General features: G+C 64.5%; 17 protein-coding genes. 1 reads left to right on the top strand and 16 read right to left on the bottom strand.

The genetic code is table 11. The features are described 5' to 3' along the window. Positions 1 to 4: 4 nt before the first annotated feature. The 16 genes from Q0316_RS11550 to Q0316_RS11475 all read right to left on the bottom strand — a co-directional run bounded on the left by Q0316_RS11550 (position 5) and on the right by Q0316_RS11475 (position 19,580). On the bottom strand, positions 5 to 859 hold the full coding sequence (locus Q0316_RS11550; protein WP_298672546.1) for a DUF3883 domain-containing protein: 855 nt from the start codon (positions 857 to 859) through the stop codon (positions 5 to 7). Then, entirely contained in the window at positions 856 to 2,688 is a 1,833-nt protein-coding gene (locus Q0316_RS11545) for a DEAD/DEAH box helicase (protein WP_298672543.1), read from the bottom strand. The genes Q0316_RS11550 and Q0316_RS11545 overlap by 4 nt, the downstream gene beginning before the upstream one ends. Beyond that, positions 2,681 to 3,985, bottom strand: a complete 1,305-nt coding sequence (locus tag Q0316_RS11540; RefSeq protein WP_298672540.1) for a hypothetical protein — start codon at positions 3,983 to 3,985, stop codon at positions 2,681 to 2,683. The genes Q0316_RS11545 and Q0316_RS11540 overlap by 8 nt, the downstream gene beginning before the upstream one ends. Before the next feature lie 2 nt (positions 3,986 to 3,987). Continuing rightward, positions 3,988 to 4,329, bottom strand: coding sequence for a hypothetical protein (locus Q0316_RS11535; RefSeq protein WP_298672538.1), 342 nt, complete (start codon positions 4,327 to 4,329; stop codon positions 3,988 to 3,990). Between the two features lie 151 nt (positions 4,330 to 4,480). Beyond that, complete coding sequence (locus Q0316_RS11530; RefSeq protein ID WP_298672533.1) at positions 4,481 to 8,101, bottom strand: DEAD/DEAH box helicase; 3,621 nt, start codon at positions 8,099 to 8,101, stop codon at positions 4,481 to 4,483. Further along, the gene (locus tag Q0316_RS11525; RefSeq protein ID WP_298672530.1) at positions 8,094 to 9,518 is read right to left on the bottom strand and encodes an EH signature domain-containing protein; all 1,425 of its coding nucleotides are present in this window, start codon (positions 9,516 to 9,518) and stop codon (positions 8,094 to 8,096) included. Before Q0316_RS11525 ends, Q0316_RS11530 begins: the two co-directional genes overlap by 8 nt. Continuing rightward, complete coding sequence (locus Q0316_RS11520; RefSeq protein WP_298672528.1) at positions 9,515 to 10,273, bottom strand: OmpA family protein; 759 nt, start codon at positions 10,271 to 10,273, stop codon at positions 9,515 to 9,517. Before Q0316_RS11520 ends, Q0316_RS11525 begins: the two co-directional genes overlap by 4 nt. Continuing rightward, positions 10,270 to 12,231 carry an anti-phage ZorAB system protein ZorA gene (gene zorA / locus Q0316_RS11515; RefSeq protein ID WP_298672524.1) on the bottom strand — a complete coding sequence of 654 codons (1,962 nt, stop codon included), beginning with the start codon at positions 12,229 to 12,231 and terminating at the stop codon, positions 10,270 to 10,272. Before zorA ends, Q0316_RS11520 begins: the two co-directional genes overlap by 4 nt. Positions 12,232 to 13,280: 1,049 nt before the next feature. After that, on the bottom strand, positions 13,281 to 13,877 hold the full coding sequence (locus tag Q0316_RS11510; protein ID WP_367179693.1) for a DsrE family protein: 597 nt from the start codon (positions 13,875 to 13,877) through the stop codon (positions 13,281 to 13,283). Next, a complete protein-coding gene (locus Q0316_RS11505; RefSeq protein ID WP_298672521.1) occupies positions 13,858 to 14,712 on the bottom strand; it encodes a VOC family protein in 855 nt (284 codons plus the stop codon). Before Q0316_RS11505 ends, Q0316_RS11510 begins: the two co-directional genes overlap by 20 nt. After that, positions 14,712 to 15,986, bottom strand: coding sequence for an MFS transporter (locus Q0316_RS11500; protein ID WP_298672519.1), 1,275 nt, complete (start codon positions 15,984 to 15,986; stop codon positions 14,712 to 14,714). Before Q0316_RS11500 ends, Q0316_RS11505 begins: the two co-directional genes overlap by 1 nt. Further along, positions 15,928 to 17,037, bottom strand: a complete 1,110-nt coding sequence (locus Q0316_RS11495; RefSeq protein WP_298672517.1) for an FAD-dependent oxidoreductase — start codon at positions 17,035 to 17,037, stop codon at positions 15,928 to 15,930. The genes Q0316_RS11500 and Q0316_RS11495 overlap by 59 nt, the downstream gene beginning before the upstream one ends. Positions 17,038 to 17,055: 18 nt before the next feature. Beyond that, positions 17,056 to 17,508, bottom strand: a complete 453-nt coding sequence (locus Q0316_RS11490; RefSeq protein WP_298672515.1) for a carboxymuconolactone decarboxylase family protein — start codon at positions 17,506 to 17,508, stop codon at positions 17,056 to 17,058. A gap of 117 nt (positions 17,509 to 17,625) precedes the next feature. Next, positions 17,626 to 18,132 carry a DUF2938 domain-containing protein gene (locus Q0316_RS11485; RefSeq protein WP_298672512.1) on the bottom strand — a complete coding sequence of 169 codons (507 nt, stop codon included), beginning with the start codon at positions 18,130 to 18,132 and terminating at the stop codon, positions 17,626 to 17,628. Then, positions 18,129 to 18,830, bottom strand: coding sequence for a cupin domain-containing protein (locus Q0316_RS11480; RefSeq protein ID WP_298672508.1), 702 nt, complete (start codon positions 18,828 to 18,830; stop codon positions 18,129 to 18,131). The genes Q0316_RS11485 and Q0316_RS11480 overlap by 4 nt, the downstream gene beginning before the upstream one ends. A gap of 3 nt (positions 18,831 to 18,833) precedes the next feature. Continuing rightward, the gene (locus Q0316_RS11475; protein ID WP_298672505.1) at positions 18,834 to 19,580 is read right to left on the bottom strand and encodes an SDR family oxidoreductase; all 747 of its coding nucleotides are present in this window, start codon (positions 19,578 to 19,580) and stop codon (positions 18,834 to 18,836) included. Positions 19,581 to 19,700: 120 nt separating this feature from the next. On the opposite strand from Q0316_RS11475, the gene Q0316_RS11470 reads away from it, so the two are divergent. Further along, positions 19,701 to 20,618: a LysR substrate-binding domain-containing protein gene (locus Q0316_RS11470; RefSeq protein ID WP_298672503.1), complete on the top strand. Its 918-nt coding sequence runs from the start codon at positions 19,701 to 19,703 to the stop codon at positions 20,616 to 20,618. The last annotated feature ends 56 nt before the right edge of the window (positions 20,619 to 20,674 follow it).

Raw genomic sequence — 20,674 nt, 5'->3', positions numbered from 1 at the left:
CCGATCAGATCGGCTGGAGTTGCTGCTCGAAACTGCCCACGGGTATCGTCACCTGTTCCCAGCGGCCCCGTTCCCGATCGAGCGGGACGTGGGCCCCGATCGCGTCGACACCGAGGCAGGCGAGCCGGGGCGCGTCGCTGCGGGAGACGTCCCATATGTCGAAGCGATGCACCGCAGCCATCCTCGCGGTCTCCCATTCATGCCGCGTCAGGATGAGATCGCCGGCCACGCCGATGGTCGTCGTCTTGACCTCGATCGAGAGCGGGCGGGGATCGTCTGCAGCGACGATCGACAGGATATCGTACCCGTCCGCGTTCGAGTCGATCGCCGCCCAACGCGGTGTCCGCCCCGTCCGCTCGGCCTCCTGCTCGAAGGTGAGCCTCTCGCCGAGACGACCGATCGCGTTCAGGCGCTCATCGCGTTGGCCGCGGGCGAGCGCCGCCAATCTGTCCCAGAAGGCGATCACATCCTGACCTACGCCCTCCGCGACACCTGCTTCGACCAGGACCTGCTGGATTCCCATCGGCGCGAAGGACAGTGTCCGTGAGCGCCCAGCGCGGGCGTTCTGCACCCAGGGTGGAGACAGCAGCATCGCATGGTCGAGCAGGGCCAGGCGCAGCCGCGCGGCATAGTCACCCGCCTCTGACAGCCTGATGCCTGCTGCCGTCGATGCCAGCATCCCGTCCGTGTCGACTTGGATCCAATCGAGCGATTGGGTGAGGGTCAGTACGTCGCGGGTCGGCATCGCGCCCACGCGGCCAAGTCCCTCCAGCATGTCCTTGATGGTGAGACCTTGCCGTCCGATCATGCCCAGGAGCTCGAAGCCCGCCTGCGCAAGGCCTGGTGACAGATCGATCATCCCCCACCGCCGAGTTCAGCGACCAAGGCACGGATGTCATCGAGTGCGAGGCCGGTCGTGAAGTCCTCGCGATCCTCGGCATTGTCGGCCTCGATGGGATCGATCGGGATCGGATCGGGGGCGAGCGATGAATCCTCGAGCGCCTGGCCCATCTGCGTGATCTTGAAACCCAAGCGGAGCCGTACCGTCTCGTCGACGGTCCCGGTGCATTCGACGATCTCGATGTCCGTCGACTGGTCCTTGGGGAGACCGAAGCGGTGGATACGATCCTCCGATTGGAGGTAGTGCGCCGCGTTGAAGGTCCGGTCCAGATAGATGGCGTGGTGGCAGATGCGGTGCAGGCTGACGCCTTCGCTCGCCGCAGCCGGATTGGCGACCATGACCTTCACCGTCGGGTTGTCGTGGAAGAGCTTGATCTTGCCCTCCCGTGACTCCGCATCGTCGTCGGCCCCGGCATCGACACCACCGTGGATGTAGACAGCGCCCAGGTCCGCCAGGCGCGCGGCGATATACTCGACGTTGCGCACGAACGACGACCAGATCAGCACCTTATGCCCTTGTGCGCAGAGCTGCCGGGTCCGGCGCAGGACATAGTCGAGCTTGGGCCCGTCCCCCTCGGCCAATACCGCTGCGAGCAGATCGGGATGGGCGAACCCGATTTGGGCTGCGAGCAGAGAGGGGTTGGAGACATATTGAAGGAGGCGCGACACCGAGCGCCCCAGCGAGCGGAAGGCCTGCTTGCTCTGCATGCTGAGTGCGGTCGCTGCCTCGCGCGCGACCTCGTGCTTCATGAGCTGGTACAGTTCGTGCTGTACGGGCGCCATCGGCAAGCGGATCAGGTGCCGATCGACAGCGGGGAGGTCGAGCTCCTTCTTGTTGGTGCGCACGAAGACCGGCCGGATGAGGTCGATCACATCCTCCTCGCGCGCCGGAATCTCCGGGTAGAGGAAATTGAATTGTGGGATGAGGTCGCTGACGGCCTGCGGCATCGGCGTGCCGGACATGATGAGCTTGCCGATCGGCAGATGGGAGAGGCTGAGCGTGGCTCTCGCGCTCGCAGCCCCGACGCCCGATTTGATGCGATGGCTCTCGTCGAGGAAGACGAAGGCGGGGTGCGCGGCCAGGTGGTTGGCGACGAGGTCGGAGACCCGCGTCAGCTGCTGATAGGTGATCAGCATGAAGCGGGGGTCACCGACGAGCAGCCATTGGATCTGGTCGCGACCGCCCCGTAGGCGGGTGAAGCCCCCCTTGATGAACGGTACACATTCACTGATCTGCTCGTCCCAGGCGGCGAACGCGTTCTTCGGGGCGACGACGAGGAGGCGATCCTTGGGGCCGGAGCGCTGGAAGAACCAAGCCAAGGCCTCGGTGGTCTTGCCCGCACCCGGCACCGAGAAGGTCGCCGCCGCCGGCAGCGACGCCATCCTCGTGACATTGCGGACCTGCATCGCGGAGAGGGCCCGGTCGAAGCCCCGCTCGTCCAGACGCGAGCGCAGTTCGTCCTCAGCGAGCGGTTCCGCGGTCGTCGCCCTCTGGTAATCGTCGGCGACCCGTCGGGAGCGACGGAGCAGGTCGGCTGCCGTCTCGCTGATGGCGAGCCCCGCCCCGGGACGCAGCTGATGCGCCTGGAAAACCTGCAGGAACTGCGCGCGGGCCCCGGCGAACGCCCACCAGGGCATGGACAAGGACGTCGCCGTGTCGAGCGTCATGTCCTCGCTGTGGTCGGATGCGACCCTCTTGAGCAGCGACACCCATGGCGCCGCCTGATCTTCAGCATCCCAGCGTAGGACCGCGCGCGCGCCGTTTGCGGTGTAATCGACCTCAAGCATGTTGCGCGAGGAACCGCCTGATCGTCGCCACATGCTCCTCGATCGCCGCGAGTTGCCGCTCCACGCCATTCGACCTGGACTCGGCGCGGAGGCCGTCCTTGACGGCGGCCTCGAGTGCGGCGCGCGCCTTGGCGCAGGTGTCGAGCAGATAGCCCGCGGCTTTCCGATCCTTCTTGAGCTGCCGTTGCGCCTCAAGGACATCTGCGATGATGTCGCGCGCCTGCTTCCTGCTGTCCTCGTCCTGCAGCACGGCGACCAGCGCAGTATCGATGGCCTGATCGTCACCCCCCATTCCGCCACCGAACAGCTCATCCAGTTCGCTCGATGTGCTGGCGGGTTTGACCGGGAACTCGGCTGCGAGGCGATTGCTCACCTCCTCGATATTGTCCGCGAGCGCCGGGATCGCCTCGTACAGGCGTCCGACCGCCGTGGGATCATCGATCAACGCGAAAGTCGCCTCCTTGAACATCTCCTGCCTGGCGACCCCCGACACCTTCTTGCGCCATTGCACCAGCCGGCGGAATGCGAACTCATAGGTGGATACCTGGGACCACAGGTCCGGTTTCCCGCGCGATCTTAGATACTGGGCCGCATAGTCGCGCATGTCGAGCAGCTCCTCGACCTCATCGGGCTTCATGCGGTAGAGCTCGGCGAGTTCGGTCGGGGTGAAGCCTGTGTCCAGCTTGGCGACCATCATGTTCGCCTGCGCGTCCCAATAATAGTCGGCCCGGATGTCCTTCTCGATCTGCAGCATGGCCTCGATGCGGTCGATCTGACGATCGGTGCAGTGGGGCAGCACCGCGACATCGATATCGGTGAAATGGCCATAGCGATTGCGATCGGTGTTCAGGAGCTCGCGCCAGGTCGACAAGCGGCGGTTGCCGTTGATCACGAAGCCGTTCTCATCGAGGAGGATCGGGCCGACCTGCTGGTTCGCCGTATCCTCGAAATATTTCGAGAGGTCGGCGACCTTGCCGAGTTGGAGGAGCAGGCCGTGCTGCACCTCCTGGGCGTCCCACAATTCGGGGTCACCCTTGAACAGGTCCCGACGGACATCCGGATGCTTTGCGAGGTATTCGACCTGCAGCGAGGCCGTGCGGCCATTGGCCATGCGGTACTTTGGGAGATCGATCGGCACCCGGATGATCGGGATGTCCTTAGGCTGTCCCTGGATCACTACGCGATGGGTGGGAAGCCCCTTCGCCTCGAGGAGCGTCGCGAACTCCTCAAGGCGCGCAGGCTTGGGCCAGCCGAAGCGCGAGCCCTTGGGGGAGGTGGGAAGCGGCGAGATACTCATGATCACTCCAGCGCGTACAACAAGGTGGGGACGTGGTAGGCCTTGCGGAAGATCTCGAGCTCCCGTTCAAGCCGGGGGGCCTGGGCGATGTTGCTGCCGAGCGCGAGCGCGAGCGGTTGCGAAGGCACGATCAGGACGGCCGCCGAGATCGCATTGTCGAGGTAGAGGGTCTGGAGCTTGATGAGGTCCGCGTAGACCCGAGCCATGTTGCCGGTCTGCAGGCAAAGCCCGACGCGATCCTGGATCGACGTGATCGTCATGTCCGACCCACGGGCGACGTCGACCTTGCCCGACCATCCGCACTCCTTCAGCTTGATGAGGAGCGGATCGCGGATTTGCTTCACCGCTCCTCGCTCATACTTCGCCGGCACGGTTGCGATGATCTCCCCAAGCTCCGCCTGGAGCCTGGGCGGGACCCGTTCCGCACCCGCACAGTGTGAGTAGGTCGTGTACCTCATTCCGGTTGCCCTTCCGCGCTCCGCCATCCAGTGATCGTCACAGGGCCCCGCGGGGTGGCGCGTAGGTCACCGTGCATTGCCGGCCGACGTCATACAAGGCCAGGACCCCGCGTCCGATGGTCAGCTCGTGGCGGGCGGACGTGCCATCGGCCCCACGCACATCGATCTCGATGAAGCGATCATGGAAGTCATCGCCACCGCCACGTTTGTGGCGCCGGACCAGGGACAAACGGGGGCCGCTGCCTAGCAGGTGCGCGGCATAATCTGCTCCGAACGCGCGACGGTCGGCAGCGTCGTTGGAATGCCTGTCGATCTCGGGGGCATATTCGATGAGGACCCCATCGATCCCGGCCGCGGCCGCGGCGAGCTCAGCCACGAAGCGTGCTTGCGCTCGACGTGCGTCGTCATCGACCAGGGCGTAGGGGTCACGTATCGCCAGTTGGGTGATGTGTTTACCTGCGAACAAGGCGAGAATCTCGTCCGTGGGACGTCCTTCGCCGGGCGCGCGACGCCAGAGCCGTATCCCGGCATCGGCCATCATCGCTGCCGGGACCGGCACGGAGGGCTCCATCGTCGGCACCGGTGGTGCCTCCGGCGTCGCAACCGACTGATCCCCGTCCTCGGCACCGGCCTCGAGTGAGACCTCCCGGAACAGGTTGCTGAGCTCCGCCTCACCGACCTCGGGGGGCAGGAACAAGTCACGTGTGAGGGCACGCTTACGGTTGATCAGGGCGTCGAGGCGCCGGTCGAAGCTCGATGGGGCGAGGTCGACGTCGGGATGGATCGCGAGTGGCAGATGGACGTGGACGTCGCGTGTCTGGCCGATCCGGAAGACCCTGTCGGTCGCCTGGTCCTCGACCGCGGGATTCCACCAGCGGGAGAGGTGGATCACATGGTTGGCGGCGGTGAGCGTCAAGCCGACCCCGCCGGCCTTGGGCGACAGGATCATGACATCGAAGCGCCCGTCCTCGGCTTGGAAGGCGTTCACCATCTCCTGGCGCTTCGGCCCGGCGACGGAGCCATTGATGCGCATCGGCCGCCTCTGGAGCTTGAATCGCGCCTTGATCATACCGGCGAGGCGGTCCTGCATGGCGAGGTCCTCGACGAAGATCAGCGCCTTCTCCCCTGCGGCTGCGACCCGGTCCAGCACTGTGAGCGTTTGGGATAGACGTGCCGACCCAGCAGCATATCCATCGAGATCATCGGGTGCCTCGCGCGGATCAACCGGGTGCAACGAGACACCGCGCATCCGCGCCAAGACGCTCAACATGCCGCCTTGCCCGAGATTGCCCGCGTTCCCCGCCGCCGCCGCATGGAGAACGAGGTCCCGATAGGCATCCGCCTGGATGCCGGGCATATCCTGCTCCAACGTGTGGATGGTCTTATGCGGCATCGCATCCAGCGCATCGGACTTCATCCGACGCAGCATCGGTTGCGGCCCCCGTCCATGGGGTTCGGAGAGCAGTGCCTTGAGCCTTGCGAGCGCCTCCTTGTCGACCGGGTCATGGCGGGCCTCGAAGTCGCGGCTCGCCCCGAGCAGCCCGGGCGACACGACGTCCATGATGGCCCATAGGTCCTGGAGACGGTTCTCGACGGGCGTCCCGGTCATCCCGAGCACGAAATCCGCATTCAACGCCTTGGCTGCACGACTGACCTGGCTCGCCGGGTTCTTGAGCTTCTGGATCTCGTCATAGATGATCAGTCCGAAGCGCGTCTTGGCGAAGCTGAAATGATAGTCGCGCATGGTCTCATAGGTCGTGAGCACCACGCCCGCATCCCGCCATTCGGCGGCGTTGAGGGCGGCCTTGCCCGTCTCGATATCCCGCGCGCCGAACCCGTCCTCCTCGCGCAGGAGCTTGAGGTTGGCACCGAATGCCGGAACGAGCGTGCCGAGGCGGGGCAACGCGAGATGCTTGGCGATCTCGTCACGCCAGGTGCCCAACAGGCCAGTCGGGGCCACGATCAGGAAGGGCTGGTGATCGCGTCGTTCTAAGGCTGCCCGCTCTTGGAGATAGGCCATGAAGGCGATCGCCTGGAGGGTCTTGCCAAGCCCCATATCGTCGGCGAGCAACGCACCCGGACGCCCGCAACGGACCGCGTGGACCAGCCAGCCGAGGCCCGCGGTCTGATGTGGTTTCAGGCTGCTCGTCAATATCGCAGGCGGATCAATATCCGTCGCAGGCGGGAGGTCCGGCTCATCTTGTCCCGCAAAGGGCGCGTAGTCGACCTCCTCGAAATTGTCGCGCACGACGAGGAAGAGCTTGCCGCGCGTCGCATCCCAGGCTGGGTCGGCGAGATCATCCTCCGCCGCGTCGGCGGTCACCGAAGCGAAGGGGGCGAGCGCATTGAGGGCGGCCCGGCACTGGTCGTTGACGGGCAGTCGATCCGGCGGGGACGGAGCATCAGGTGTGGCTGGCTCCAGCAGTCCAGACACGTCGGCGCTCGCTTCACCGGCGGCGGCCGATGCTTCAAACCGCTCGATCACGGCCGCGACATTCTGGGCCGGTAGCGCGAAATAATCCTCGCCGACCCGCAATCCAAATCGTTCGGGCAACCAACTGTTGCCGCCCACGCCCGCCAACCAAGGAAGCACAGGGGTGCGCCAGACGTCGACCCCAGCGACGCGGGCGGAGAACTGCTCGGTGTCGATGAAACGATCGTCGAGCCCGACCGCATCCGATGCATCATCGCCCAACCGCTCACGGAACACGCGGCGTGGATTGAGGATGAAGTCGCGGCGTTCCACCTCTGGGGCCTCTTGGACCTGGCGGATCACATCCAGAAGCGGACGCAAAGACGGATCGATGAAGACATATTCGCCGTCACGCAGCACATAGGCTGGACGTGCCGTCGTCTCGCGACGGAAGCGATCCTCGGCGAAGAGGCGCTGCGACGCTGGGGGCAGGATGTTGTCGACATCCTCATCTACACCGGCAGGTCCTGCTCCGACGATGTCCTCGGCGACATCCCGGACATTAAACAGCACCGGATCGAAAGCCGTATGCTCAGGCGTGAGCGTCGTCAGCTTGAGCGAGACGCCAGCCGCATAGTGGATGCGCAGGTCCTTGAGGTATCCGTCCGATTCGACCGGCGTCCGCGGGTCCTCCGGCCAGACCCCGCGCAGCCTCGCAAGCGCCTCGAACCGCGCCGCGGTGTCGAGCGGCTGGGTCAATGGGGTCGAGGCCTGCAGGAGTTCGAACAAGGGCTGGGGGATGCGCCTCGGTCCAACCTCGGACTCCAGGATCGCACCGCGCGCGGTCGCGCGAACGGGTTGCCCTCCAGGTCGTACCCATCGCATGCGTACACGGAAGCTGTCCTGGTCGATCCGATCGATCGGATGGAGATCGAGCGCGAAGGCGGTCGCCGCCGGGAGGCCCAGTGCAGACGCCTCCTCTCCGTCCAACCCCGCGACCAGCGACGGCGCGAGTTGGAGTCCGTCCTCCCCTATGCTGGATCCCAGGCTTTGATCGTGGCTTCCCGCTTCGATCCTATCCCGGACCCGATCCAGCACCGGCGCCAATGCGGGCAGTGCGGCGCCCCATTCGTCGACGGGCAGCCGTCGTCCGGCGCGTTCCAGCCATAAGAGGACCATGTCCCCCTCGCTGGTCCAGCGGAGTACGGTCTGGGCGGTCGGCTTCCGCCGGAAGGCATCAAACACGACGCGGCCTCCATTCCGGCTTCTCGGTCCAGAAGGTCCGGCCTTCGATGATGCGCGCGAGCTTCTTCTGCCAAGCGTAGTTTGCGGGCGCCGAATGGCTCTCCTGGAGGGGCGCGCTGTAGAGTTCGCCCAGCCGATATGCCTGCTTGAACAATGCGGGGACGCCTTTCTCGCCCTTGCGCCACACATTGTATTTCGCGTTGTGGCTCCAATCGACGATCGTGAGGTCCCCGATCCGCACGATCAACGCAGCATGTTGGGGAGACTTGTCCTCCTGGCGGCCGAAGGCGGCGAAGGACCTGTCCCCACTCTCCCGCGCGGCCTGGGTGGCGAGACGCGCCCCGTCGTCGCCGAAGGCGACCCAGGCGGCATCGATCTGCGGCCCACCGCCGGTCCCCATCAGGTAGGAGGTCCAGAAGGCCCGCCGATAGGACCACATGCGCTTGACGTCGCTCTCTCGTAGGGATCGATCGACGATATCAAGGAACTGCAGGACGGACGCGCGGGTCAACCAGCGCAGGAGCAGTCCATACGCATCGGGGAAGCGTTCGACGACGGAGCGCCAGCGTTCTGGACGGACTCGGGGATCCCCGCCACCGAACCGTTCCAGGGTCTCGATCAGATGGACCTTGTGCTCGTTGTCAGGTTCGTTGGTGGTCCATGGGGTCAGGCAAGCGTCGACCAGGTCGGGCCACGCGCGGGCGTAGGCCAGTGCTCCTGATTCATCGCGGGCCCATCCGATCAGCCGCCGCTGTCCGTCCACCGCCTCGCGCCCACGCAACCGCGAGACGGCGCGGCACGCTCGAATGAAAGCCTCAGTGACGAGTCCCCCTTTGCGGCGCCCAGGGGTGGCCAGCCCCCAACGGTTGAGCACGTCGAGTGGCGACGCGCCGCCGCCTAGCACGAGGTCGGCCAGCTTCGCGGGGGCCCTTGCCGGCGCGAACAGGTCGAGCGCGGCGATATCGGTTGGCCAGTGATCGCCTTCGCGCCACCGCCATGCCCGCGCGGCGAGTGCGAGCTGTTCGGCGGTCGCCGCGATATCCTCATCCCCCTCATCGAACGCATCGATATAGCTGTCGATCAGGGCGAAGAAGGCGGCTCGACGCTCAAGCGAACGGACCTCGCCGATCAGCGCATCGCGGAGGTCCGGTTCCCGACCGGGCGGATCGGGGGGAAGCAGGAACGCCTTGCACCCCTCGCGCAGGTCACGCCGGGACAGGCGTCCCACCCCGCCACCGCGCACCGTCGCGGCGATCCGCGACTGGAGTATCGCGAGCGCTTCGACATCGCCATCACCCATCGCCTCCCCCTCGATCGCGGCGACCGCCTTGCGCAGCGCCGCAGGACCAGGCGCCTTGACGCTGAGGCGCGACAGCAACGCCTTGGGTTCGGAAAGGAGCTCCTTGAGTGCGCTCATCGCTTGTCGAGCCTATCGCGCAGTGCCTCCACCGATGCACCGGCATCCGGCGTCACCATGATCAGCCTGACGTCGATCCGGCGATTGAGGCGCTTGGTGGCCTCGTCGTTCGCGGGGCCCATGCTGACGGGGCGCTGCGGACCATAGCCGCTGACGTTGAGGACCGGCTCACATCGCGGGCCCTTGTCGACACACAGCGCCCCGAGTTCGGGCTTGATCTCGGTGAGCGCCCGATAGGTGTTGGTCGCGCGTACGACGGAGAGGTCCCAATTGTCCTTGAGCGCACCGGAGCCTGCATAGCGGTCGGCATCGGTGTGCCCCTCGACATAGATCGATTCGATACGGTGGTTGGTCTTGGGGCAAGTGGGTGCCCGTGGGGCGCCACCGTCGACATAGCAGGGCAGGACATCGCGTAACGCCTCTGCAAGATGGCCGACCGCTGCATGTCCCTCTGGCTTCAGCTCCGCCCGCGCGCTGTCGAAGAGGATCGAATCCGGAAGGCGTAGGACGCCGTTCTGGGTGTCGATCGAGACCTCGACGCCCTTCTCGTGGAGGGATTGCTGTAGCTGCTTCAGGATTTGTGCGCGCGTACGATCGGCTCCTGACAATTCCTCGGTGACATCGCGGAATTGCAGGGCGAAATACATCAGCAGGATGATGAACACGAATACGAGGCCGACCATCATGTCGGTCATCGAGACGAAGTAATTCTCCTCCTCGACGACTTCTGTCTCGTCCGCATGCTCCGCGATCATTCGGCCGCCTCAGCATGGGGAGCGCGCATCTCATTCACATATTCGTCGAGCGCCTCGGCATATTCCTGCACCTGTGTGAGCGTCCCCGAGAGCCTGCTCACGGCCGAAGCGAGTTCGCGATCGGTGTCTTGGGCGAACCGACGGAATTCGGCGAAGCTGTCGCCGAGCGTCTCGGCGAGCTTGCCCGTCGTCGCCGCCAGGGCGCGATCGACCTCTTCGAAGCGGCCGCGATATTCCCGCCACGCCACGTCTGCTGCCGCGTGCGTCTGTCGCATCGTCTCGGCGAGGGTGCGCATCTCGGCGATCGCGGCATCGTCTGCACGACGGTCCGTCTCGATCGTCGTTGCCAGGCGGTCGACCGCGGCGTTGACCGCTTGAGCGGCACCCGCGACTGGAGCCGCCGCATTGGAGAACCCCTTAGCGGCATCGTTGATGGACACGGCGACGGAGCGGCCATTGTCAGCCACTTCGCCCATGGCGACGGCAGCGCGCGCTGCGTTGTCCCCGCTCCTTGAGAAACCTTGACCCGCACGCTCCACGGTCTCGGCCGCTTGGCCGATCGCGCGGGTAAGGTCGTTCGCGGTACCCTTGAGGCCCTCAGCGGACTCCTCGACGGCCACGCGGAAGGTGCGCTGGCTTTCCGCCACACCATCGGCGAGGGCCTGCCCGACCTCACGCTGCATCGTTGTGGCGGCCTCTGCACCAGCGTGCTGGAGGCTCGCCACGATACCGGCCACCATCTCGGACGTGCGCGCCTGCGCCGCCTCGATGCCGGCGACCATGCCCGCAAGGCTCTGCTCTTGGGCACGTTGTGCAGCCTCACCCTGTTCGCTCAACCGGGCGCCCATATTGTCGACCCGACCGGTCAGGGTCTCGAACGCGTCGCGGATGTCGGTCGCGGCCTTAGCGAAATCAGCGCCGGCGAGACGGATTTGGTTGGAGGCGTCCTGGCTGGAACCTGCGACCGATTGGCTCACCACGTCGAGCCTCTGGCTGAGGGTGGCGAGGGTGTCGCTCAAGCCCCGCAATTGATCACCACTGACCTTCTCGATCGCCTCCTTCGCGCCCGCGCCGATCCCCTGGGTCACTGAGACCATGTTGTCATTCAAGGTGGAGAGGGAATGTGCGACCGGGGCGATCGCCTGTTCGAACTGCTTTCCGATCCGATCGGAGAGTTGCATCGCCACATCGGTGTTGAAGAACTTGAGCTGGTCGCGTTGTTCCTTCATCACCTCGAGCTGTTCGGCAGCGTAACGCTGCGGCGGGACATAGAGGAGACCCCGCTCCAGGAGCTGACACAGCAACTCGGTCTCGTGCCGTACGCGCCTCGCGAGGCCATGTTCGGCGAAGCGCAGCCAGATCGAGGCGCCGAGGCCGGCGACGGAGGTAAAGAACTTCGCTCCAGCGACCGTCAGTAGTCCGACAAGCGACAATTGCGCCGCCTGGACATCACCGCCGGACATCCCGCCCGCCGCGGTGTTGAGCGCGACGATCAGGCCGAGGAAGGTGAGGATGAGCCCCGCGGCGACGAAGATGTTGGATGCGAAAGTGAGCGTCGTCTGACGCGGCGCGGCCCGCTGGAAGAAAACATTCGGGCGGTTGGTGTTGCGGATCGGCGAGCTGGTCTCGTCGATGATCGTCTCCTGGAATTCACGCCAGGCCTGGACGAGCTCGTGCGCCCCTTGTCCCTCGGCGTTCATCGCTCCGCCGACCCGTCCGAAGGCATCGGCGAACGCCGCCCGCTCCACAACCGGGTCCGAATCCCCTCCAAGCGCGCTCTTCAAGGCATCGACCCGCGCGCGCGCGGCCTTCAGATAGGGCTTCGTCTTCCGCCAAGCTTGGAGGTGGATCCAACCGGCGATGCCGAACATGATGGGTAGCAACACCAACGGAGCCACCCACCGTTCGCGGTACACAAGCCCTAACGCCCACAGGATGACGTCGAGAATCCGATCCATGATACTCACCCCCTGCGTCGCGACCCTGAGGCCCCCCCACCTGGCAGACAGTCGTGAACGAATCGTGCAATATCAAAAGGCAGACCGCACGTCCAAGTCGACTATTATGCTGTCAGCGGGTTGGCAGATGTCGTCGATGAAGGATTGGTCAGGAAATCATTCCCAAATCCAGGGCATATCTCCAAGACCTGCCCATTCCGGATGTACTTATGCTCAGTCATTCCGGCCGCCGCTGAGTTGCCTCCAGCGCAGTGGTATGACGGAGGGAGAAGCGACCGGTGGCTCTAAAGGGCCACCCTTGGACCAGATAGGGGCGCCGGCGATCATGGAGGCGTTCGGTGCGATGCACTGGCGTTCGCATGACGAGGGCCAAAGGCGATCATCGAGCCGGCCCGTGCGATGGCTCCGCCCCGATTGTTGGTAGCTTCTGGCTCCATGATCAGCCGTCAACAAGTGACCCGCAGGTGCGCAAAATGACGTCGGAAATGCATCATAAGTAAAATTCGGAATGCCTTGACAAATGAGCCAGTGCGTACGGTATTAATGACGTTATATAATGATATTAACCTCTAAAGTATTGCGATGGTACTAAATTTATCCAGTAATTTCGGACTTTCCAAACTTTGACCGAAGGGTAGTCGGTCGCAATCGACATGAGCTGAGCTACGTCCTAATTCTTAAAAATAATCGTGTACGAGCGTGGACAAATCCGGACATTTTTGGCAGAATAACTCTAACCTGTTGGAAGATGATGAGGCACGGGTGGGATTCGACGTGGTATAGTGTTTGAGCGGAAGTAAGGTGTATATTTAGATCAATGTGTTAACATTGACATTAATACTTCCTCCCGCGCGACCGCTTGGGTCGGCAGCGGTCTGCTTACGCCGGGCCCTAAACGGCCGCTTTCCGTGGATCGCTCCCCGAAACCTGTCAGTCAGCAAGCGGCCCAGGAACTGCCGAACCGGTTGGGGGTTACTCGATGGAAATAGGCGCCATCTCGGTCGCGTTGGATCAGATTGATCGTTCCGCGACCTCGGCCGAGGTCGCGGCTAACCCGCGATCAGCGCCCATCCCTTCAATTGCAGGGTCGCGAGCGTGACCATGGCGGCAAGGTCGATCGACACATCCTTCGCGACAGCGGCCTTCTCGATTTTGGCGCCGGCGAGCGCATAGCTGCATACATGGATGATGACGCCGGCCTTTTGCAGTTCCTCGATCAGGCGGGTGTTGGGGTTGGCCTGGTGAAACCGGGCCTGATAGGCGGCATCGCTCAAGATCGACGTCGTTGCCGGCCCGTGGATCACGATTATGATGTCGCCGCGAGGCGGATGGACGCCCGACGCAGCCAGCAGGTTTACGAAACGAGCGACACGATCGAACGCGGGATTGATCTGCGCATTGTCGGATGCCGTACGTGTCACCTCAAACACGACGCGATAGCGTAGCGAGGGATCCGGCGGATTGCTGACATCCACCGCGGGCTGGATCGCGCCATAGCCGGCGATGACCGGATGACTGGCGTCCTGCGCTACCGCGCTGCCGGCCAATACTGTTCCCACAACCAGCCCGATCCCGGCCCGCTGGCACAGACGCGGGAGCGACAGAATTTTTCTTGATACCATGGTGTTATTGCCGCCTTTCCGCATCTTCGAACCGTATGGACAACCCGAAAGCCGTCTCGGGACCAATGGATAGGCCCCGGTCGTTAGCGGTGAAAGAGACATCGGCCGCAAGCAATCGCCTCGCTTCAGTCCCCAGGTCAGGAACGCGGACGGCAAACGAGCAGAGCTGGAGTTCGGCGTTGCCAGCACTATCCGGGGTGACGCGCAAACTCCCGTCATGCAGTTTGAACGACAAGCCGTCGGTGCCAGCCTCGGCCGATCCGCCGCTGAACCCGGACAGGAATTCCCGGTACATCTGTGGATCGCTCGCGGCCATGCCGACCTCGATGATGCCACTCGCCCCATTGGCGTGCCGCTGGAAAGCCGCGTTCCAGAAATTTTCCGGGAAATGCTGCTGGCAGACGAAAAAGCCGGCTCGAGGCGCCTTCTCGTGAGCGGCAAAAGCGAGCGTGAACGCGACATGCATCTCGCTACCGTCCGGCCTCTGGCCCTTGCGCTCGAAATAGAATGGCTCGAACGCTCCGATGCCAAGGTGGGCGAACCGCGCGGCGTCGGCCTTCGCGTCCTCGCTATTCAGCACCAGCATCGCGAGGCCCTCGCGCTGGGAAAGATAGTCACGCACGAAGGCGCCAAAACTGAACCGCCCAGGTGCATGATCAGGTATCGCGTCTGCATTGGGGCCGACCGTGATCAGTTCGATGAATGAATTGCCGAACTGGATCAGCCGGTTCTCGGTTCCCCACGGGTGGCGGTTGCGCGTGCCGACCTGAAAGCCGAGCTTTTCATAGAAGAGCCCCGCAGCGTCGAGATCATGGACGGCAACGACCAGATGATCGATCCGCCGCGGTGCATGGGTCATCAGGCCGATTTCCTCTCGTAAATCTCGATCCGCGAGGGCCGCGCCGCGCGCCAGACCAGCGGGACCAGCACCAGTGCGACCGTGGGCAACACCAGCCAATTGATCGCTTCCCAACCGGAGCTGTGGAGCAGCGATCCGGAAAAGAAGGAAGCGGTCGCGACCGTTCCGAACACCAGGAAGTCGTTGGCGCCCTGCACCTTGCTGCGCTCCGACGGTGTGTGACACGCCACCACCATCGCGGTCGCGCCGAGGAAACCGAAGTTCCAGCCGATCCCGAGCAATATCAGCGCGAGCCAGAAATGCGCGATGTCCACACCAGCAAGGGCGACCGCTGCCGACGCTGCGATGAGCGTCAGGCCGACAGCCGCGACGCGCTCCTTGCCGAAGCGCACCATCAACCGTCCGGTCACGAAGCTCGGCCCGTACATCGCGAGGATATGCCACTGGATACCAAGCGCCGCCTGATCGATTGAATGGCCATGACCGACCATCGCAACAGGTGAGGCGGTCATCACGAAGGTCATCAAGCCATAAGAGACGATGCCAGCGGCAATGGCGAGCAGGTAACGCGGCGTCGCCAGTATTTCGGCAAGGGGGCGATCCTGCGCACGGTCCGCGGTATAACCCGGCGGCGCAGGCGCTCGGCGCAGCGTCAGCAGGACCGGGATGGACAGTGCCGCCAGCGCGGCTTGGCTCAAAAAGCTGCCGGCGAAAGGTGTGCCGGGCAGTGCATCGCGCGTCCAAATGACGAGTTCTGGTCCAATCACTGCCGCGACCAGGCCACCGATCATAACCCGCGCAATCGCGCGCTGGCTGTGGGCACCGGTTTCGCTGTCCGCGGCTGCAAAGCGATAGCTTTGCACATAGGATGAGTAGAAGCCCGCGAGGCAGGTGCCGGTGCAAAAGACCAGGAAGCTCGCCCGCGCGATGCCAAGCGCGGTGACAAGCCCGGCGGTCAAGCCGATCAAGGCGCCAAGCAGATATCCCGACCGGCGCCCGAAGCGGCGCATGACCAGCGCCGCGGGTAGCGTCCCGAGCGCGAGCCCAAGGTTGAGGAGGCTGACGGGCAAGGTGATCAGCGCCGGATCGGTCGCAAGGCGTTGTCCGACCAGTCCGCCAAGCGAGATGACGATCGGCGAGTTCGCGCCGCCGAGCGACTGGGCGATCGTCAGGATCCAAACGTTCCGGTTCGCGACCTTTCGATCAGCGGTCACGCTATCCACGCGGTGAACCCGATCCGGCGAGCAGGGCCTCAACCGCCCGTCGTGCGGCAATCACCGCGCCAGCGAGATACCCTGCTTCCGAAGGGCTGGTTTCGCTCCCGGCCATCGTGAGCCGCTGGCTCCACGGTCCCGATACCCAAGGCGTGTCGCTCGGTGTGATATGGCCGGCTGCAGCGCGATCGGCCGGCGTCGCGGTCAACGGATCGGCCGCCCAATCCTTGAAGATCGTTGCAATCGGGGCGCGTGCTTCGTCGCCGAAGATGCGTGCGAACTGCTCTAGGCAGGCCTGGGCGATTTTCTCTTCGCCAAGAAGAGCGCGTTGATCAGCGGTGACGCCGAGAAAACCGAACAGAGCAGCGCCCCCCGATGCCGTCGTCGCGTCATGCATCTCGACCATCGGCCCGACCATGCTCTGCGCGGTCCCCGAGAGGCCGGCATTGCGCCAGAACGGGCGGTCATAAAGCGCAAAGAACTTGGCGTGCGGGGCCATCCAGGTCGCCGTGTCGCGCCAGCGCTGTGCCGTCTCTCGATCCTGCGGCGGCGTGAACGTGACCGTCGCATCGAGCAATCGCGGCGGCAAGGCGGCAATCACATGGGCGGCGGAGCGTTTCTCGGTCGTCCCGTCGGCACGCGCGATCGTCAGCTCGGCGCCGTGGCCGGTAAGCCGCATGGCGGTCACCCGCGTACCGAGCAAGATCCGATCGTCGGGCAGGTCCCGAGCAAGCGCAGTCACCAGCGCGCCGGTGCCGCCGAGGAGGCGCATCGACTGCTGTTCCTGAGCCTGCCCGCGATAGCGGTGTCGTCCTTCACGCGACATGCGCTCGAACACGACATCGCCGTCGCTGTTCTGGCAGTAGGACCGCAGCCCAAGGTCGGCCACCAGTTCCCCGATCGCGGGCTGCACCTGCGGCCAGTACCAGGACGGGCCAAGATCGAAGCCATCGTCGCTCGGCCTGCCGGCTTGATCGAGCGTAAGGATACGGCCGCCCAGTCGGTCGCGTGCCTCGATCACGACGAAATCAACCGCCGCGCGCTGCAGCAGGCGCGCGGCGTGGAGACCAGCAAGGCCACCGCCGACGATCGCGACATCGGTTTGGATCACGTCGCCAACTTCCTCAGGTCAGATGGCCAGCGCGACGAGGAAGCGCGACACCATGTTGTACGCCGCCACCGTCGCGACGGCTTCCACCGTCTGCTGCTCGCCGAAACGGTTGCGCAGGTTATCGATGACCTTTGCCTCGACCTCGACATTGCGGGTGGACTGGTCGGTCAATGTCAGCAGTGCGCGCTCCTCGTCGTCGAACAGCGGATCGATGCCGTCACGGCGCAGCGCGTCGCATTTCTTCTCGCTGCCTCCGGCGGCGAGATAGGCGGGCCTGTGGACATTCCACTCGAACTCGGCCCGGTTGAGCACCGCGACACGGCACATGATCAGCTCGCGGTACTCGAGGCTGAGCGCAAATTCAGCGCGCACGCGTCCGAGAAGGCCATTCCAGCCTGTCGCGAGCGGAAAGCTCTTTAGCAGCACGCGATCGATCCCGATCAGCTCGCCATTCGGCCGACGGGCCTTCATGCTAGCGAGGAGCTCGCCGGGAGCCGGATCGCCATCCTGCCAGGGAGTTACTCTTACACTCGTCATTGCACTCTCTTCTCACGGTCAAGAAGGAAGATTTGCCCGGCATATCGCTGATCAACCATCCGCCATTCCCGAGCCGGCCAGCACAAGGCCGGTCGCATACATGCCCAGTCCGAAGACCGAGTGCCCGATCACGCTCTTGAGCCGAGTCAGATTGGGGCTGGATGTCTTCGACCCGGCGGTGCCAGATCCCATGCCCGGCATCATGATGAAATATGGCGCCACGAGGAGCGCCCACGAAAGGATCAATGGCGGGAACAAAGTCGGCTGCGCGAACCATGAAGGTCCCCGAAGAGCGAGCAGTAACCAGCCGTAGCCGATGCCGATGGCATAGTGCGCGCTCCATCCGATCGCCGCTTCGCCCCGCACCGGCCGGGCGGTCATCATGTTCTGCTGGATGAATTGACCACGCGGCATGTTGCCGATCCAGCGGCCCACCATCGCCCAATTGATCGCGGGCATGTTCAGCATGCGCGCCATCAGCAGCGCCCACAGATCGAGTGCGACAGTTCCCCCGACTCCGATCAGGCTCGCGTCGATGAAGAGGTTTGCGCCCGTCATGCGCTTGACCGCGCACCCGAAGTTACATCCTCGAGCGCAACCACATCATCATGTAGCAGCGGCGCGAATTTGATCCAGACGCGCGCGCCCTTTGACCCGACCTGTGCATAAAGCGGCTCGCCCGCCGGCAAGCGGAGCCAGCTCCAGCGTTCGAGCATATCACCGCCCTCGACAAAGCATCCGTCGAGCACCAGCAGTTCGAGCCCGTCCGGGTTGTCCAGCTCGATGTCTGACCGCCATTCTTCTATCACGACACGCTCGTTCGCGCCGTCAAACAGAGTGCGGGACGAGGTGACTCCCGGCTGCCGCGGCATCGCCGTCCCCCCCTCCGGCGGCTGCGCGATGCGGGTGCGGTCGGCTTCACCAAATTGCCCGAGCTTGACGAAAATGGTGCAACCACTCGCGCTGCCGGGTGCGTGTCCAGTCCACGGCGGGTTGCGCACATAGGTGCCGGTCGGAAAGTCGCCGGTCTCGTCCTGGAATGTGCCCTCGAGCACGAGAAACTCCTCGCCGCCGGGGTGCTCATGACGCGCAAAACGGCTGCCGGGCGCGTAGCGCACGATCGAGGTGGCGCGCGCCTTCTCCTCGCCGATGCGGAACAGCATCCGCCGCTCGACGCCTTTTGCCGGGCTGGGCACCCAGCTCATTGCGCCGGCATGGACGACGGTGCGAGCGGAAAGATCGTCATTCAGCCGCATGGCTCACAACTCCGCCCGGCCGCCGTCGACGATGATCTCGGCGCCGAGCATGTAACTCGAGGCGTCGCTGGCAAGGAACAGCACCGCTGCCGCAATCTCCTCGGGGCGCCCCATCCGGCCCAGTGGCACTTGCGCGCCGACCTTCGTCGCATAAGCGCGGAACTCTTCCTCGCTCTGGTTCTTGCCGCGATGGATCGGCGTCTCGATCGAGCCCGGACTGACGGCGTTCACCCTGATCTTCCGATCGAGCAACTCCGCCGATAGGGTTCGCGCAAACGAGCGTACCGCGGCCTTGGATGCCGACAGCAACGCCCGGCCGGGTGCGCCGACCTGGTTGAGCCATGATGTATTGAGGATGATCGAGCCGCCCTCACGCATCAGCGGCAGGACAGCCTGCACCGTGAAGAAGACGCCCTTCACATTGACGTCCATCATACGGGTGTAAGCCGCTTCATCGGTCGTCGCGATTGGTGTCCCGAACGCGACCCCGGCGTTGGCGAACAGAATGTCGAGCGTGCCGAAGGTCCGGTGTACCACGTCGTGCATATGCGCGAGATCGTCGAATGAGGTGACATCACCGCGGATGGTCAGGACTTCGCCGCCGAGTTCGAGCGCGGCCTGATCGAGCCGGACCTGCGAGCTGCCCATGATCGCGATGCGCGCGCCGCTGTCGCGCAGCAATCGCGCAGCCGCCAACCCAATGCCGCTTGATCCGCCGGTGATCAGCGCCGTCTTGCCGAGAAGCGTCATCGAAACCTCGTTCTTTGGTCCGAAGATGGCCAGTGCATGGACAGACCGCGAGGCAAACGGGCGACACCGCAAAGAAAGAAAAACTTTGTCGTGGACGGTGCCTCAGATAATATGGGCGCCATGCGCTTCCTTACTCGCCTGAAATCCCTGCAAGCCCTGGAGGCCGCCGCTCGCCATGGGAGCTTCGTGGGGGCGGCGTCCGAACTCGATGTGACGCCGGCCGCGGTGGGCCAGCTTGTTCGGTCGCTGGAGGATTGGGTCGGTTACCCGCTGTTCCGACGTAGTCGCGCGGGCGCCGAGCGCCTGACGCCGGTCGACGAAGCGCAGGAAGCGCTGGACGATATCGCGCAGGGTCTCGACCGGCTGGAATCAGGGCTGAAGAAATTGCGCGGGCGTAAGGCGCGTTCGGTCGTGGTGGTGACCGCGTCGCAGGCGTTCGTTGCCAACTGGCTGTTGTCCCGGCTCAACGACTTCGCCGAAGCCTTTCCCACGATCGACGTCCGGCTCGATGTCTCGGATCGCATCATCGACCTCGCACAGGGCGAGGCCGATATCGGCATTCGCTGCGGCATGGGAACCTGGAAGGGCGTGAAGGCGACCCATCTTATGGATGAGGAGATCATCGCGGTCTGCCATCGTCGGCTTTTGCCTCAACACGATGAAATCACGGCGGGCTGGATTGCGGAGCAGACGCTGATCCATGATGGCACTCCGCATCCTGGCGGCGATTTTCCGAGTTGGAGCGAATGGCTGGCCCGATCAGGCGCGAACCAGACGCCGGCGGACCGCGGCCTCAAGATCAACTCGACCGCAGCGGTCATTCAGGCGGCAATCGCCGGACGCGGCGCGGCACTGGTGCGCAAGGCGCTTGTGACGCAGGAGATCGAGAGTGGGCGGCTCGTCCATCTGCTCCCGGAACAACGCTGGCCCGTGAAGTGGAGCTATTATGTGGTTGCCTCGCCGAAGGCACTCCGACGCTATGAGGTTGGTGCATTTCACGATTGGCTCGCGGGACAAGCGCGTCAGGAGCGCCTCTAAGGTAAGCGTGGTCTGCGGGCCGCCTTGCCCATCGAGCCGTAGCCGGGATGCTTGTC

The organism is uncultured Sphingomonas sp., assembly GCF_937871615.1.
Taxonomy (GTDB): domain Bacteria; phylum Pseudomonadota; class Alphaproteobacteria; order Sphingomonadales; family Sphingomonadaceae; genus Sphingomonas.
This window is presented reverse-complemented; position numbering and strand designations above follow the sequence as displayed.

Excerpts from the sequence above, each read along its gene's own strand:
- Q0316_RS11470 (WP_298672503.1), top strand. The coding sequence starts at position 19,701 with ATGCGCTTCCTTACTCGCCTGAAATCCCTGCAAGCCCTGGAGGCCGCC.
- Q0316_RS11510 (WP_367179693.1), bottom strand. The coding sequence starts at position 13,877 with ATGCGGAAAGGCGGCAATAACACCATGGTATCAAGAAAAATTCTGTCG.
- Q0316_RS11550 (WP_298672546.1), bottom strand. The coding sequence starts at position 859 with ATGATCGATCTGTCACCAGGCCTTGCGCAGGCGGGCTTCGAGCTCCTG.
- Q0316_RS11475 (WP_298672505.1), bottom strand. The coding sequence starts at position 19,580 with ATGACGCTTCTCGGCAAGACGGCGCTGATCACCGGCGGATCAAGCGGC.
- Q0316_RS11480 (WP_298672508.1), bottom strand. The coding sequence starts at position 18,830 with ATGCGGCTGAATGACGATCTTTCCGCTCGCACCGTCGTCCATGCCGGC.
- zorA (WP_298672524.1), bottom strand. The coding sequence starts at position 12,231 with ATGGATCGGATTCTCGACGTCATCCTGTGGGCGTTAGGGCTTGTGTAC.
- Q0316_RS11490 (WP_298672515.1), bottom strand. The coding sequence starts at position 17,508 with ATGAAGGCCCGTCGGCCGAATGGCGAGCTGATCGGGATCGATCGCGTG.
- Q0316_RS11540 (WP_298672540.1), bottom strand. The coding sequence starts at position 3,985 with ATGAGTATCTCGCCGCTTCCCACCTCCCCCAAGGGCTCGCGCTTCGGC.
- Q0316_RS11485 (WP_298672512.1), bottom strand. The coding sequence starts at position 18,132 with ATGACGGGCGCAAACCTCTTCATCGACGCGAGCCTGATCGGAGTCGGG.
- Q0316_RS11505 (WP_298672521.1), bottom strand. The coding sequence starts at position 14,712 with ATGACCCATGCACCGCGGCGGATCGATCATCTGGTCGTTGCCGTCCAT.
- Q0316_RS11520 (WP_298672528.1), bottom strand. The coding sequence starts at position 10,273 with ATGATCGCGGAGCATGCGGACGAGACAGAAGTCGTCGAGGAGGAGAAT.
- Q0316_RS11545 (WP_298672543.1), bottom strand. The coding sequence starts at position 2,688 with ATGCTTGAGGTCGATTACACCGCAAACGGCGCGCGCGCGGTCCTACGC.
- Q0316_RS11525 (WP_298672530.1), bottom strand. The coding sequence starts at position 9,518 with ATGAGCGCACTCAAGGAGCTCCTTTCCGAACCCAAGGCGTTGCTGTCG.